General features: G+C 69.4%; 6 protein-coding genes. 3 read left to right on the top strand and 3 right to left on the bottom strand.

Features of this window, described 5'->3' with window-relative positions; translation table 11 throughout:
* Positions 1–224 precede the first annotated feature (224 nt).
* Positions 225–1,241, top strand: a complete 1,017-nt coding sequence (locus B7R22_RS19415) for a GNAT family N-acetyltransferase (protein WP_216363342.1) — start codon at positions 225–227, stop codon at positions 1,239–1,241.
* Between the two features lie 158 nt (positions 1,242–1,399).
* Here the strand turns inward: B7R22_RS19415 and B7R22_RS00620 are convergent, their stop codons facing one another.
* Both B7R22_RS00620 and B7R22_RS00615 read right to left on the bottom strand, forming a co-directional pair.
* Entirely contained in the window at positions 1,400–2,308 is a 909-nt protein-coding gene (locus tag B7R22_RS00620; RefSeq protein ID WP_253258795.1) for a serine hydrolase, read from the bottom strand.
* Positions 2,309–2,394: 86 nt separating this feature from the next.
* Positions 2,395–4,425: a M13 family metallopeptidase gene (locus B7R22_RS00615; protein WP_116409900.1), complete on the bottom strand. Its 2,031-nt coding sequence runs from the start codon at positions 4,423–4,425 to the stop codon at positions 2,395–2,397.
* A gap of 148 nt (positions 4,426–4,573) precedes the next feature.
* Between B7R22_RS00615 and B7R22_RS00610 the strand changes: the two genes are divergently transcribed.
* A complete protein-coding gene (locus B7R22_RS00610; protein ID WP_116409899.1) occupies positions 4,574–5,905 on the top strand; it encodes an MATE family efflux transporter in 1,332 nt (443 codons plus the stop codon).
* 241 nt (positions 5,906–6,146) lie between these two features.
* On the opposite strand, the gene B7R22_RS00605 is transcribed toward B7R22_RS00610, so the two are convergent.
* Positions 6,147–7,019 carry an MBL fold metallo-hydrolase gene (locus tag B7R22_RS00605; protein WP_116409898.1) on the bottom strand — a complete coding sequence of 291 codons (873 nt, stop codon included), beginning with the start codon at positions 7,017–7,019 and terminating at the stop codon, positions 6,147–6,149.
* A 157-nt stretch (positions 7,020–7,176) separates the two neighbouring features.
* On the opposite strand from B7R22_RS00605, the gene B7R22_RS00600 reads away from it, so the two are divergent.
* Positions 7,177–13,434, top strand: a complete 6,258-nt coding sequence (locus tag B7R22_RS00600) for an Ig-like domain-containing protein (RefSeq protein WP_116409897.1) — start codon at positions 7,177–7,179, stop codon at positions 13,432–13,434.
* Positions 13,435–13,437 lie beyond the last annotated feature (3 nt).

Below are 13,437 nucleotides of genomic sequence, written 5' to 3'. Positions count from 1 at the left end.
CCCGTGGGGCCGCCGCTCGGTGGACCCTGCACACCCGATCGAGTGGGCAGTTCGGTCCCTCTTGAATCGGCAGACAGGGACGGAACTGCCCACTCGATTGCCGCCGAGGCGCCGAGGCGGAGAGGGACGAGCCGGGCGGGAGCGGGGCGCCAGCCGACGTGGGCGGGGCGGGAGGAGCGCGCGGGCCGGCCCGGGCGGAGCGGGTGTGGTGGCAGAGTGGGAGCATGAGTTTCTTTGCGCCGATCGAGACCGAGCGGCTCAGGCTGCGGCTGCTGCGCGAGAGCGATGCCGACGACATCAACGCGTACCAGCGGCTGCCCGAGGTCGTCGAGTACATGTTCTGGGAGGTGCGGACGCTCGACGAGACACGCGAGCACCTCGCGCGTCGGCTCCAGACCACGGCACTCGAGGCGGACGGCGACGTGCTGGTCGTCGGCGTCGAGCTGGCCGGCGGCGGCGAAGGGCTCACCCCGCCCCGCCCGCGGCTGATCGGGGAGATCACCGTGTTTCTGCACAGCGTCTCGAACGGCCAGGCCGAGATCGGCTGGGCGTTCCATCCCGACTTCCAGGGCCGCGGCTACGCCTCGGAGGCGGCCGGCCGGATGCTCGACTGGGCCTTCTCGACCCTCGGCGTTCATCGCGTCGAGGCACACCTCGACCCGCGCAATACCGCGTCCGCTGCCGTGTGCAGACGGCTCGGGATGACGCGCGACGCGGTGCTCCGCGAGAACCTGTGGTTCAAGGGCGGCTGGGGCGACACCGCTGTCTACGGGATCCTGGCGGCGGAGCGCGCCGCCGGGTCGAGCGCGCTCTACGGTGACGTTTCGGCCGGTGCAGACGGAATGGAGGACATCCGGGTCGCGGCCGTGGTGTTACTGCGGGGGCGGCGCGTCCTCATGGTCACCGCGCGGGGCCGCGACGTGCTCTACCTTCCCGGGGGCAAGATCGACGCGGACGAGACTGCCGCCGAGGCGCTCGTGCGGGAGTGCCGCGAGGAGATCGCGGTCGAGCTCGACGGGGCGAGCATCCGGAGCCTGTTCACGGTCACCGTGCAGGCACACGGCGAACCGGAAGGGCGGATGGTCGCGATGGAACTCTTCGCCGCGACGGCGCTCGACGAGCCGACGGCATCCTCGGAGGTGGATTCGGTGCACTGGGTGAGCTCGGCCGACGCCCACCGCTGCCCGCCCGCCGGCGTCGAGACGCTCTCCCGCCTCGTCGCCCTCGGCCTCATCGACTGACGGCGCCCCCTGCGCTGCGCCCACCATCGCCGCCACACGCGCCATTCGGCGCCGCTCGCGCACTGATTCAGGCAGAGCCGGTCGCCGAGGAGCATACCGACGCGGCGGCGCGCTCATCCTGAATTGCGCACACGGACCAGACCGACCCGCCGCGAGCGTCAGTACACGTACTCGAGAATGTCGGTGCCGAGCGTGCGCATGCCCTCGAGCACCGCGAGCCGGCCCGTCAGCTCCGCGTCGTTGAAGCGCATCGTGATCGCGTAGGCCACGCTCGCCCGCGGGCCGCGCAGCACGCCCACCTCCGAACGGATGCCCGCACCCGAGCCCGTCTTGTTGATCAGAAGCAGGCCGTGGTCGGAGTGCACGTGCGAGAGCGGATCGAGCCCGAAGGCGCTGGCCACCATCGACAGGTCGCTGCCGAGGCCGAGCCAGGCGAGCACCTGCTGGCTGGTCGCGACGTCGACGACATTGCCCTCGGCGAGGTTGCGGAAGAGCGTTGCGAGCTCACGCGCCGAGCCCACCGAGAAGTGCGGGGCGTCGTCGGGGCCGCGGAAGTCCCGAACCTTGTCGAGTAGGAAGGTGCGGTGCAGCCCCAGCGACTCACCGCGCGCGCGAACCGCATCGAGGCCGATGTGCCGCAGCAGAACATTGGTTGCCAGGTTGTCGCTCGTCGCGCCGACCAGCACCGCGAGGTCGGCGACCGGCAGCGTCGGCACCTGCAGGTGCTGCCAGAGTCCGGTGTCGGCGGCCGAGTCCACGACGGTTCGGTCGAGCAGCCCATGCGCCGAGATGTCACGATGGGTCAGCCGGGCGGCGACCTCGATGAGCAGCAGCACTTTGCCGAGGCTCGCGGTGGGCACCGACAGGTGGTCGTCGATGGAGAAGAGCACCTTCTCGGTGCCGACATCCAGTGCCGAAGCGGTGATCTGCACGCCGGAGAGCGCAAGCTTGGTCAGCGAGACGAAACCGCGCTTGAACGTCTCACTGTCGTGCGGGGCGTTCGAACGTCGCCCGCTCGGCAGGCCGGGTTGGCCCCGCCGCCGGTCTTTGCGCATCGGTTGTGCCACCGTTGTTTCCTTCGTCTGTGGCCTCGGGAGCCACGTCACATGCACGGGTGCCGGGGCCCCACGACCCCTGCGGTGAAACGTCGAAACTACCAGATGTTCACACGATCATCCGGAGCCAGCCAGAGCGCATCGCTCTCGCCGACGGAGTATGCTTCGTAGAACTCGCCGATGTTCCGCACGATCTGGTTGCAGCGAAACTCGTTCGGCGAATGCGGGTCGATCGCCAGCAGGCGGATCACCTCTTCGTCTCTCGACTTCTGCTGCCAGGCCTGCGCCCAGGAGAGGAAGAACCTCTGGGCACCGGTCAGACCGTCGATCACCGGCGGTTCTTCGCCGCCGAGCGAGATCAGGTATGCCTTCCACGCTATGCCGAGTCCGCCGAGATCGCCGATGTTCTCACCGATTGTCAGCGAGCCATTCACGTGGTGCTCGGGCACCTGCGCGGGCGCGAGTGCGTCGTACTGCGCAATGAGCGAGGCCGTGAGCTTCTCGAAGGCTTCGCGGTCTTCGGATGTCCACCAGTCCGTCAGACGTCCGTCGCCGTCGAACCGGGAGCCCTGGTCGTCGAAACCGTGGCCGATCTCGTGCCCGATGACGGCTCCGATCGCGCCGTAGTTCGACGCGGCATCCCGTGCCTCGTCAAAGAACGGGTACTGGAGGATGGCGGCGGGGAAGACGATCTCGTTGAAACCCGGGTTGTAGTAGGCGTTGATGGTCTGCGGAGTCATGAACCACTCGTCGCGGTCGAGCGGCTTGCCGACCTTGCCGAGTTCTCGCTGGAACTCGAACTCGCTCGTCGCCCGCACATTGTCGAACAGGCTCGACGCGTCGAGGTCGAGCGCAGAGTAGTCGCGCCACTTCGCCGGGAAACCGATCTTCGGTGTGAACTTCTCGAGCTTCTCCAGTGCCCGCTCGCGGGTGGAGGGCGTCATCCAGGAGAGGTCGGTGATCGACTGCCGGTAGGCCTCGATGAGGTTGGCGACCAAGACGTCTATCGCGGCCTTCGCCGTGCTGCCGAAGTGGCGGTCGACGTAGATCCGGCCGACGGCCTCGCCCATCGAGCCCTCGACGAGGGAGACGCCGCGCTTCCAGCGGGCACGGATCGAGGGCGTTCCGGTGAGCGTGTGGCCGTAGAACTCGAAGTTCTCGGCGACGAAGGCATCGGGTAGGAAGGCAGCTGCGCCGTGGATGATCTTCCACGAGAGCCAGTCCTTCCACTCTGCGAGGCGGTCGTCGGTGATGAGGCCCGAGATACCCTCGAGGAAGCTCGGCTCCCGCACGACGACCTCATCGAGCACGCCGGCGGGCACGTCGAGGGCATCACGCCAGATCGTGAGCGCGCCGGCGGGCGAGTCGTCGGCTGCCGCTCCGGTGAACAGCGCGAGAAGGTCGGCCCAGGAGAGCAGGTTGTAGGTGGCCTGGGCGTCGCGGGTCTTCACGTTGTCCCAGTGCTTCGAGGCGATCGCCGTCTCGAGGTCGAAGACGCGCTGCGCGCGGCGCCCGTGGGCATCGTCCCGCTGCGCCCGCTCGGCGGCGGTGCCGGGGCCTGCCGACGCACCGGGGCCGGCTCCTGCGAGCTCGAACATACGCTGGATGTGGGCGACGTACGCCTCCCGGATGCTCGCGAACTTCTCGTCGCGGTAGTAGCTCTCATCGGGCAGGGTGATACCGCCCTGCTCGACGAAGACGAGGTATCGCTCGGGGTTTCCCGGGTCGTTGTCGACGAACAGGTGGAAGAAGCCGCCCACGCCCTGCCGTTCGAGACGCCCGACGGTTCGAACGAGGTCTTCGACCGAGGCGACGGCGTCGACGAGGGCGAGCTGGGCGTCGATCGGAGCCGTGCCGAGCTCCTCGATGCGCTCCTCATCCATGAAGCTCGTGTAGAGGTCGCCGAACTTGCGCATCTCAGTGCCCGCATCGGCCCCCTGCGCCTCGGTGATGATCTGCTGCACGGCCTTCTCGGCCTCTTCGGCGAGCTCGTAGAACGACCCGTACCGCGCCTTGTCGGCCGGGATCTCGGTGCGCGCGATCCACCGCCCGTTCACGTGCCGGAACAGATCGTCCTGTGCACGGGTCTCGGGGTCGAGTTCGGTCGTGTCGATGCCGGTTTCGCTCATGCGTCCAGAATAGCCGCGCGGTCTGACAGTGCAGCGAGTGAGACGGCGGCGGACACCTGAGACGCGCGCGCCCATCTCACGCGAGCGCGGGCGTCTCACCTTCGCATCGGGCCGGCCACGTGTCGGCCGTGCTGGCTACGGTTGGTGGATGCCCACACCGCCCGCTCCGAGCCTCGACCGCGACATCCTGCGCCTCGCCGTGCCCGCGCTCGGCGCGCTCGTTGCGGAGCCGCTCTTCCTGCTGACCGACACCGCCCTCATCGGGCATCTCGGCGAGGTTCCGCTCGCGGCCCTCGGCATTGCGAGCGCCATCGTGCAGACGGTGATCGGGCTGCTGATCTTCCTCGCCTATGCGACGACCCCCGCTGTGGCCCGGCGGATGGGCGCCGGGGACCGCACGGGCGCGATCCGGGCCGGCATCGACGGTCTGTGGCTGGCCCTCGGGCTCGGTGTGGTCGTCGTCGTTCTCGGCCTGCTGTTCGCGCGGCCGGTCGTGGGGCTGTTCACGGGCGATCCGGATGTCGCGGCCGACGCCGTGACGTACCTCACTGTCTCGCTCGCCGGCCTGCCCGCCATGCTGCTGGTGATCGCGGCGACCGGGCTCTTGCGCGGCCTGCAGGACACCCGCACCCCCCTCATCGTGGCGGTCGCCGGGTTCGCGGCGAATGCCGGGTTGAACGCCGTGTTCATCTACGGGTTCGGCTGGGGGATCGCGGGTTCTGCGGCGGGAACCGTCGTCGCGCAATGGGCGATGGCCGCTGTCTACATCGTGATCGCGGTGCGGGAGAGCGGTGCGCGGCTCCGACCGGGGCTCGACGGGGCCTTGTCGGCCGCGACATCCGGAGCCTGGCTGTTCGTGCGCACGGCTTCGCTGCGGGCGGCGATCCTCGCGACGGTGGCTGTCGCTGCGACGTTCGGCACGGCGGAGCTCGGAGCGTTCCAGATCGCGCTCACCCTCTTCACCACGCTGGCATTCGTGCTCGACGCCCTCGCTATCGCCGGGCAGTCGATGATCGGCCACGGGCTCGGTGCGGGCGACCTCGAACGGGTCGGGCTCGTCACCCGTCGGCTCGTGCGGTGGGGATGGGGTGTGGGCGCGCTGCTCGGGGCGGGTATCGCGCTGGTCGCGGCGCTCGGGCTGCTCGGACCGGTGTTCACCTCGAGCCCGGATGTCGCGGCGGCACTTGCCCTCACGGCCCTCGCGATGGGGTTCGGCATACCGCTCGCGGGCTACGTGTTCGTGCTCGACGGTGTGCTCATCGGCGCAGGCGACTCCCGGTATCTCGCGCTCAGTGGGCTCGTGAACGTGGGCGTCTATGCGCCGCTGCTCGCCCTCGTCGTGCTGTTCGCACCCGGCGGCGACGCAGGGCTCGTCTGGTTGTGGGCGGCGTTCGGCTACGGCTACATCGGCGCGAGGGCGCTTACCCTGGGCCTCCGCGCCCGCACCGACCGGTGGATGGTCGCCGGAGCACCCGCCTGACGGTTGCTGCTGCGTCCATCGTGCTGGCCGACACCGCGACGCATCGCACACCCTTCTTGTCCGCAATTCAGGACAGACGCTTCACCGAGCCCGAATGGTCGATGGCGAGGCGCCCACCCTGAGTTGTGCACGCGCCACAGGTGGGGTGTGATGCTTGTGGGGCGGGGTTTGGGTGGCGCCTCGTTGGGCGGGGGCGGGTCCGAGGGGGTGCAGGTCCGGGGGGGTGCGAGGCGCGGCGGCGTCAGACCAGGAAGGTCGCGCCGGGCTCTGCGACGCGCACGTCTCCCGCGAAGGTGGAGCGGGCGCGGTCGACGGCCGCTGCGGGGTCGAGATTCTCGGCGATGTGGGTGAGCACGAGGGTGGCGACGCCCGCCTGGGTCGCCTGCCGACCCGCGTCTTCAGGAGTGCAGTGCACGTACTCGCCGGAGGGGGCCTCGTCGTAGCCTGCCTCGCAGAGCAGGGTGGCGGACTCCTCGGCGAGCTCGACCAGCGAGATGCAGGGGGCGGTGTCGCCCGAGTAGGTGAAGCCGGCTCGCGTCGTCGGCCCCGCCGCGGCGCGCCCCACGACCGTCAGCCCGAACGCCGGCATTCCGTGCGAGACCGGGCCCCACGACAGGTCGAGATCGCCCACGGGAGCCTCGCCCCAGCCGTGCAGCTCCGTGAACTCGAAGACCGATTCCACGCCTGTGAGCGCCGTGGGGCCGAGGAAGGAGGCGAGCCGTTCGGCGAGCCCTTCCGGTCCGAACACCCTGATGCGGCGGTCGCCGCGGGCCCCGAAAGCCGGAGCCGTGCTGAACCGGTACGCGTAGGAGGCCACGAGGAGGTCGGCGGTGTGGTCCGCGTGCCGGTGCGTGACGAAGATCGCGTCGAGGTCTCCCGGCGCGAGGTGTCGCTGCAGTTCGGCGAAGGTGCCGGTGCCGGCATCGATCCAGAGGGAGGTGAGGCGGACATCCACCGCCGCTGGCGCTGCCGCGCCCGCCGGAGCATCAGCGCCCGACAGAGCAGACCCCGCGACACCCCCCGCCACAGACCCGCCCGCCCGCAGCAGGTACCCCGAGCACGCATTACCGGGCACGGGAAACGGGGCGGCGGTGCCGAGCACGGTGAGCTGCATGCTCCCATCCTGCCGCCCGCGCACCCCTCCCGCCGCCGGAGCCGCGCCACCGGTTGCAAACCTCTGAACACTCGGACGCAACAACCCCTTGTTTAGGGGATGGCAACAAGTCATGTTTGAATGGTCCGGCTTGTCTCATCTCACAGCGGGGGTTCACGTGAGGCTCTTCGAGGCCATTCGGCGCCACAAGGCGACGTTTGCGTCGGTGGCGACCGTTTCTGCCGTGTCGCTTGCGGTGACCACGATGGCGATCTTCTACCAGGGCGTCTCGACGGCGAACGTGCAGCTGAACGACGGCGGCGTCTGGGTGTCGAAGCCGAGCGGACTCCTGCTCGGCCACCTCAACTACCCCTCCCAGGTGCTCGACAGCGGCCTCCGCATGACGAGCGGCAATTTCGGCATCCTGCAGAACGGCGACACGGTCATCGCGGTCGACCCGGCCTCCTCGACGATGCAGACGGTCGACCCCGCGACGGTGTCTGTCGGCAACCCGGTCGCCGTGCCCACCGACGCGCAGGTCTCGCTCGGGGCCGACACGCTGTCGGTGCTCGACCCGGCGAGCGGGATGCTCTGGGCCACGTCGCCCGAGTCGCTCGCCAGCTTCCTGCCTGCCCCGCAGGCGCCGCTCTACCGCCTGGGATCGGGGGCTTCCGCCACCGTCGACAGCAGTGGCGGCATCCATGGCCTCTCACTGACCGACCGCACGCTCGTGACGATCCCGGCGGATGCCCAGGCCGCGCCGGTCCCGGATGAGCAGAGCTCAGACGCTCCCGCCACCGACGCAGCCACCCCGGCAGCGACCGCCCCGGCCGCCGGGAGCGCCGCCACGCCCACGCCGACCGCGAGCGCCGCCCCCACCGTCGACACCCGCACCGGCACCACCTCGAAGAGCCCCGACATCACCACCAGCGCCCTGCCCGCTGTCGCCGACGACGCAAAGCTCACCCTGGCCACCGTCGGCACCGATGCGGTCGTCTTCGACAGTGTGAACGGCACCGTCTTCCTGCCGGGCGGCAAGACTGTCACGCTCGACAGCGCCAAGGGCGGCATCCTGCAGCAGAACGGCCCCGAGTCGGCCACCGTGCTGATCGCCACCCCGACGGCGCTCATCGAACAGCCGCTCGACGGAAGCGACGCCACCACGGTCGACGGGCCCCCGAGCAGCACGGGGGCGGCGGGCCGCGCGACAGCGCCGGTGCAGCTCGGCGGCTGCGCCTACGCGGCCTGGTCGGGCGTCTCCACCTACCTCCGCGACTGCGAGGGCAGCGCGAACGACGTCGCCCGGGCGATCGACGGACTGGGCGACAACGCCGACCTGCTCTTCCGCGTCAATCGTGATGTCGTAGTGCTGAACGACCTCACCAGTGGGGCCGTCTGGCTGGTCAACCAGGACATGAAGAAGGTCGAGAACTGGGACGACGTCGTTCCCCCCGCCGACCAGACCCAGAAGGACGACAACGACGACACCCCCGAAGACGTGCTGCAGCAGGTGCTGCCCAACCGCACCGAGCAGAACAATCCGCCGATCGCCGCGAACGACAAGTTCGGCGTGCGGGCGGGCAGAACGACCATCCTGCCGGTGCTCGACAACGACTCCGACCCCGACGGTGACGTGCTGACGGCGAGCCTCACCGGCGCACAGCCCACGCTCGGAACGGTGGAGCCCATTCTGAACGGGGCGGCTCTGCAGATCACGGTTCCGGCCGGCGCGACGGGCGGCAACACGTTCACGTACACGGCCGACGACGGCCGGGGCGGGCAGGACACGGCCTCGGTCACCCTGACGGTGAGCGCGACCGGCACGAACAGCGCGCCGACCGAGAAGCGCATCGCGTCCGTGCCCGTCGAGCAGGGTTCGACAGTGTCGTACAACGTTCTGCCCGACTGGATCGACCCCGACGGCGACGATGTCTTCGTCACGAGCGCAACGGCCGACGGCGCCAACCAGGTGCAGTTCCGGGCCGACGGCCAGATCACCTTCACTGCGCTCGACGCAGAACCCGGCCGGAAGGACGTGAAGGTCACCGTCTCCGACGGCACGGCCGAGACCGAGGGCACGATCCACTTCGAGATGCAGGCCGCTGGCACGTTGCCCCCCCTCACGAACGCCGACCACTACATCACGAGGCCGAACCAGCAGGTCACCGCGTCGCCGCTGCTCAACGACCTGAGCCCGAGCGGCACGCAACTCCGGCTCGCCAAGGTGAACGAGGTCGCCGGCGCGACGGTCGTTCCCGACTACACCACCGGCACCTTCAGCTTCGTCTCGCCGACGCCCGGCACCTACTACGTGCCCTACGCCGTCACGAACGGTCCGAAGTCGTCGACGAACCTGGTGCGAGTGGATGTTCTCGCCGACGTGGCGACGGATGCCGCACCCATCGCCGTGCGCGACGTCGCCCTGCTCACCAAGGGCCACAGCGTGCTCGTCAACGTGCTCGGCAACGACTTCGACCCGGCCGGCGGCATCCTCGCCGTGCAGTCGATCGACAACCCCGCCGATTCCGGAGTGAGCGTGGAAGTACTGGAGCACGAGACGCTCCGCGTCACCGATGTTCCCGGCATCACGAGCCCCACGACCATCCACTACACCGTCACGAACGGTTCGAAGTCGGCGGTCGGCGAGGTCTACATCATCCCCGTGCCGGCCCCGGCGAAGCTGCTGCCGCCGGTCGCCGTCGACGACAGCGTGACCGTGCGGGCAGGGGATGTCGCGACCATCCCGGTTCTCGCCAACGACTACAGCCCCAACGGCGACACGATCACGCTCGCGCCGAAGCTCGTCGACCCGCTGATCGACCCGGCCGACGGCGACATGTTCGTGGCGCAGGACACCCTGCGTTTCAAGGCCGGACCCACGGCGAAGACGGTGTACGCGACCTACGAGGTCGTCGACAGCCAGGGCCAGCGCGACGCCGGCTATGTGACCATCCAGATCGTGGGCGCTGATGCCGGGGCGAACTCGCCGCCCCGCCCGCGCGATGTGACCGTTCGGGCGCTCCAGGGCACGACGGTGCCCATTCCGATCACGCTGGACGGCATCGACCCCGACGGTGACTCCGTGCAGCTGGTCGGCCAGGCGAGCGCACCCAGCAAGGGCCGCATCGTGAACGTCGGCGAGTCGTGGCTCGAGTACGAGGCCTACCCGGTGTCGACCGGCACCGATACGTTCACCTACTCCGTGCGCGACCGCCTCGGTGCTGAGGCGACGGCGACAGTGCAGGTGGGGATCGTGCCGAGCTCTGCGGCGAACCAGAACCCCTACGCGGTGCCCGACGCCGTGAGCGTGCGGCCGGGCCGGAGCGTCGCCGTGGACGTGCTGGCGAACGACTCCGATCCCGACGGCGACCCGATCGCGCTTCGCGACAACGGCCTGCAGCTGCCCGACGGGATGACCGCCGAGATCAAGCGCGGCCGCGTCGTCGTGAAGGCGCCGTCGACTCCCGGCCAGTACACCGTGCAGTACACGGTCGTCGACCAGTACGGGGCAACGGCGGTCGGCGCCCTGCTGGTGAGCGTCGATCCGAACGCCCAGCTCGTGGCACCGATCGCGCGCGACGACATCATCGGCGTCGCCGACGTGATGGGCAAGGCGTCGACGACTGTTCCAGTACGGGAGAACGACGACGACCCCGACGGCACCGTCGACGATCTGAAGGTCTCGGTGACCGACCCGAACGCCAGCGTCACCGCCGATGGCCAACTCACGGTCATCCTGCAGCCCGCGGCACAGATCATCACCTACACGGTGACCGACGTCGACGGCCTGACCGCGTCGGCGTTCGTCTACGCGCCCGGAACCGACACCGAGGCGCCGACTCTGAAGCCCGGCACCAAGCCGATCACGGTGAACAGCGGTGAGACCGTGAGCGTGGCGCTCAGCGACTACGTGCTCGTCGCCCCCGGCAAGTCGGTGCGCATCACCGAGGCCGGCAAGGTGAGCGCGTCGCACGCGAACGGCACCTCGCTGGTGACGGATGCCACAACCCTCAGCTACACCTCGAACGCCGACTACTTCGGGCCCGACGCCCTGAACTTCGAGGTGACCGACGGCACGGGGCCCGACGATCCTGAAGGCCACAAGGCCACCCTGGTCATCCCGATCACCGTGGTGTCGACGGTCAACCACTCGCCGACGTTCATCGGCGGCCCGCTCAGCGTCGCGGCGGCTGGCAAACCGGAGACACTGAATCTGCGTACCCTGTCGCGTGACGCCGACAAGGGCGACCTCGACAAGCTCGTCTATCGCATCACGAACGACCCGGCATCCGGAATCGACGCGAAGATCGACGGCAACACCCTCACGGTCTCTGCGAGCGCCTCAGCCGCACGGGGTGCCTCGAGCCTGCAGATCTCGGCCGACGATGGCCAGAGCGAGCCGGGCACCGGCGTCGTGACAGTCACAGTGTTGAACACCGTCGAGCCGCCACCGCTCGCTCGCGATGACGTCGTGGCCAAGGCCGACCAGGGCAAGACGCGCACGGTCGACGTGCTCGGGAATGACTTCAACCCGTTCCCCGACACCCCACTGAAGATCCTCGACACGTTCGTCGAGACCGGCAACGGCACCGCGCGCATCAACGGCAGCCAGGTCGACGTCACCCCCGCCGCGGACTTCGTCGGCACGATGGTCGTGCGGTACCGCATCTCCGACGCCACGAACGATCCGTCCCGCGAGGCCGACGGCCGCATCCAGCTCACCGTGCAGGGCCGGCCCGACAACGTGACGACCCCGTCAGTGACCTCCATCCAGGACAAGACCGTCGTTCTCTCCTGGACACCGCCGAGCGACAACGGCGCCCCGATCACGGGCTACACCGTGTCGAGCCCGCAGGGTTACAGCAAGCAGTGCGCCTCGACGACGTGCACGCTGAACGGACTCACCAACAACGTGGAGTACACCTTCACCGTCACGGCGACGAACGCGGTCGGCGTATCCGATCCGTCTCCCGCGTCTGCGGTGGCGAGGCCGGATGCCCGCCCCGACCGCCCCGCGGCGCCGACCCTCGTCTTCGGAGACAAGAGCATCACGGTGAACTGGGTCACGCCGAACACCACCGGTTCGCCGGTGACCTCCTACAACCTCGAGATCTCGCCCGCGCCCGCGAAGGGCGCCATCCAGAAGACCGGAGTGACCGGCAACACCGTGAAGTGGGAGGGGCTCGACAACGGCACCCCCTACGAGGTGCGGGTGCAGGCCGTGAACCGCGCGCCGAGCCCGAGCGACTTCAGCCCGTACTCGGCTGCCGAGATCCCGGCCGGGAAGCCCGACGCTCCCGCCGCACCCACCGTCACCCGCCTCGACCCGGTCGGCGACCAGGCCCAGTTGCAGGTCAACTGGAAGGCCCCAGCAGCCAACGGAGACCCGATCAAGGGCTACTCGCTCCAGGTGATTCGCGGGGGTACGGTCATCCGCACCCTCACGCCGGGCGCGGGCGAGACGTCCCAGGCCATTCCTGTGGACTACTCGGAGACCAACTACACGTTCGCGCTCACCGCCAGGAACAAAGCGGGCACGAGTGAGAGCTCGGGCGAGTCAGCGCCGCGCCGCGCCTTCGTGGCCCCGGGCGCACCCTCGAACGTGCAGGCCAGCGCCGGCGACAACACCGTCACCGTCTCGTATGGGGCCGCCGACGGCAAGGGTGCCCGGCAGAGCGAACTCGCCTACCAGTACAGCGTCAATGGCGGCGGCTGGATCGGGATGCCCGGGGACAAGGTCATCCGGAGTGGCGTGCCGAACAACGGTTCGTACAGCGTGAAGGTTCGAGCAGTCACTCAGCTCGACGGGGAGTCCTACCAGGGACCTGCCAGCGGGGCATCCAACACGGTCAGCCCGTTCGGGAAACCCGGCGACCCCACGGCGAGCGCGAGTGACAACGCGAAGAGCGTCACCGTGACCTGGGGCGCACCGGAGCGAAACGGCCAGGACTTCCACATCGAGATCAGCATCGACGGCGGCGGCTGGGAGAACGTGGGCGCAGCCGGCGGCAGCCGTGTGGTCGGCGACGGCTACAGCCAGCGGCACACCATCGCCGCCCGCACGGTCGACAACGCCGGCCAGGTGAGCGGAACGGCCTCCGCGGAGGCGACGAGCCGGGCCGAGCCGATCCTGACTGCTGTGAACGTGGCGAAGGGCGCGCCCGTGCGGAACTCGGAGTGCTCGACCTCCGGCTGCGCCTACGTGGAGCTCCGGATCACCGACGCGAAGCCAGGCTCCTACACGGTGACCTACCGCAGCAACTGCGCCAGCGGCGGCGGCTGCAAGACCTCCTGGCTCACCAAGACGGTCAACGTCGGGGCGAGCGGAAACGTCACCCTCACGAACAACGCCTACTTCGGATTCACCGGATCGTCGGTCTACGCGACCATCGACGGCCCGAGCGGATCGTTCGAATCCAACCACGTCACCTGGTAACTC

Origin of the sequence: Subtercola boreus (assembly GCF_003399635.1) — a bacterium.
Classification (GTDB): domain Bacteria; phylum Actinomycetota; class Actinomycetes; order Actinomycetales; family Microbacteriaceae; genus Subtercola; species Subtercola boreus_B.
This window is presented reverse-complemented; position numbering and strand designations above follow the sequence as displayed.

Coding starts and splice junctions, on each gene's coding strand:
- B7R22_RS00605 (WP_116409898.1), bottom strand. CDS start 7,019: ATGCAGCTCACCGTGCTCGGCACCGCCGCCCCGTTTCCCGTGCCCGGT.
- B7R22_RS00615 (WP_116409900.1), bottom strand. CDS start 4,425: ATGAGCGAAACCGGCATCGACACGACCGAACTCGACCCCGAGACCCGT.
- B7R22_RS00610 (WP_116409899.1), top strand. CDS start 4,574: ATGCCCACACCGCCCGCTCCGAGCCTCGACCGCGACATCCTGCGCCTC.
- B7R22_RS19415 (WP_216363342.1), top strand. CDS start 225: ATGAGTTTCTTTGCGCCGATCGAGACCGAGCGGCTCAGGCTGCGGCTG.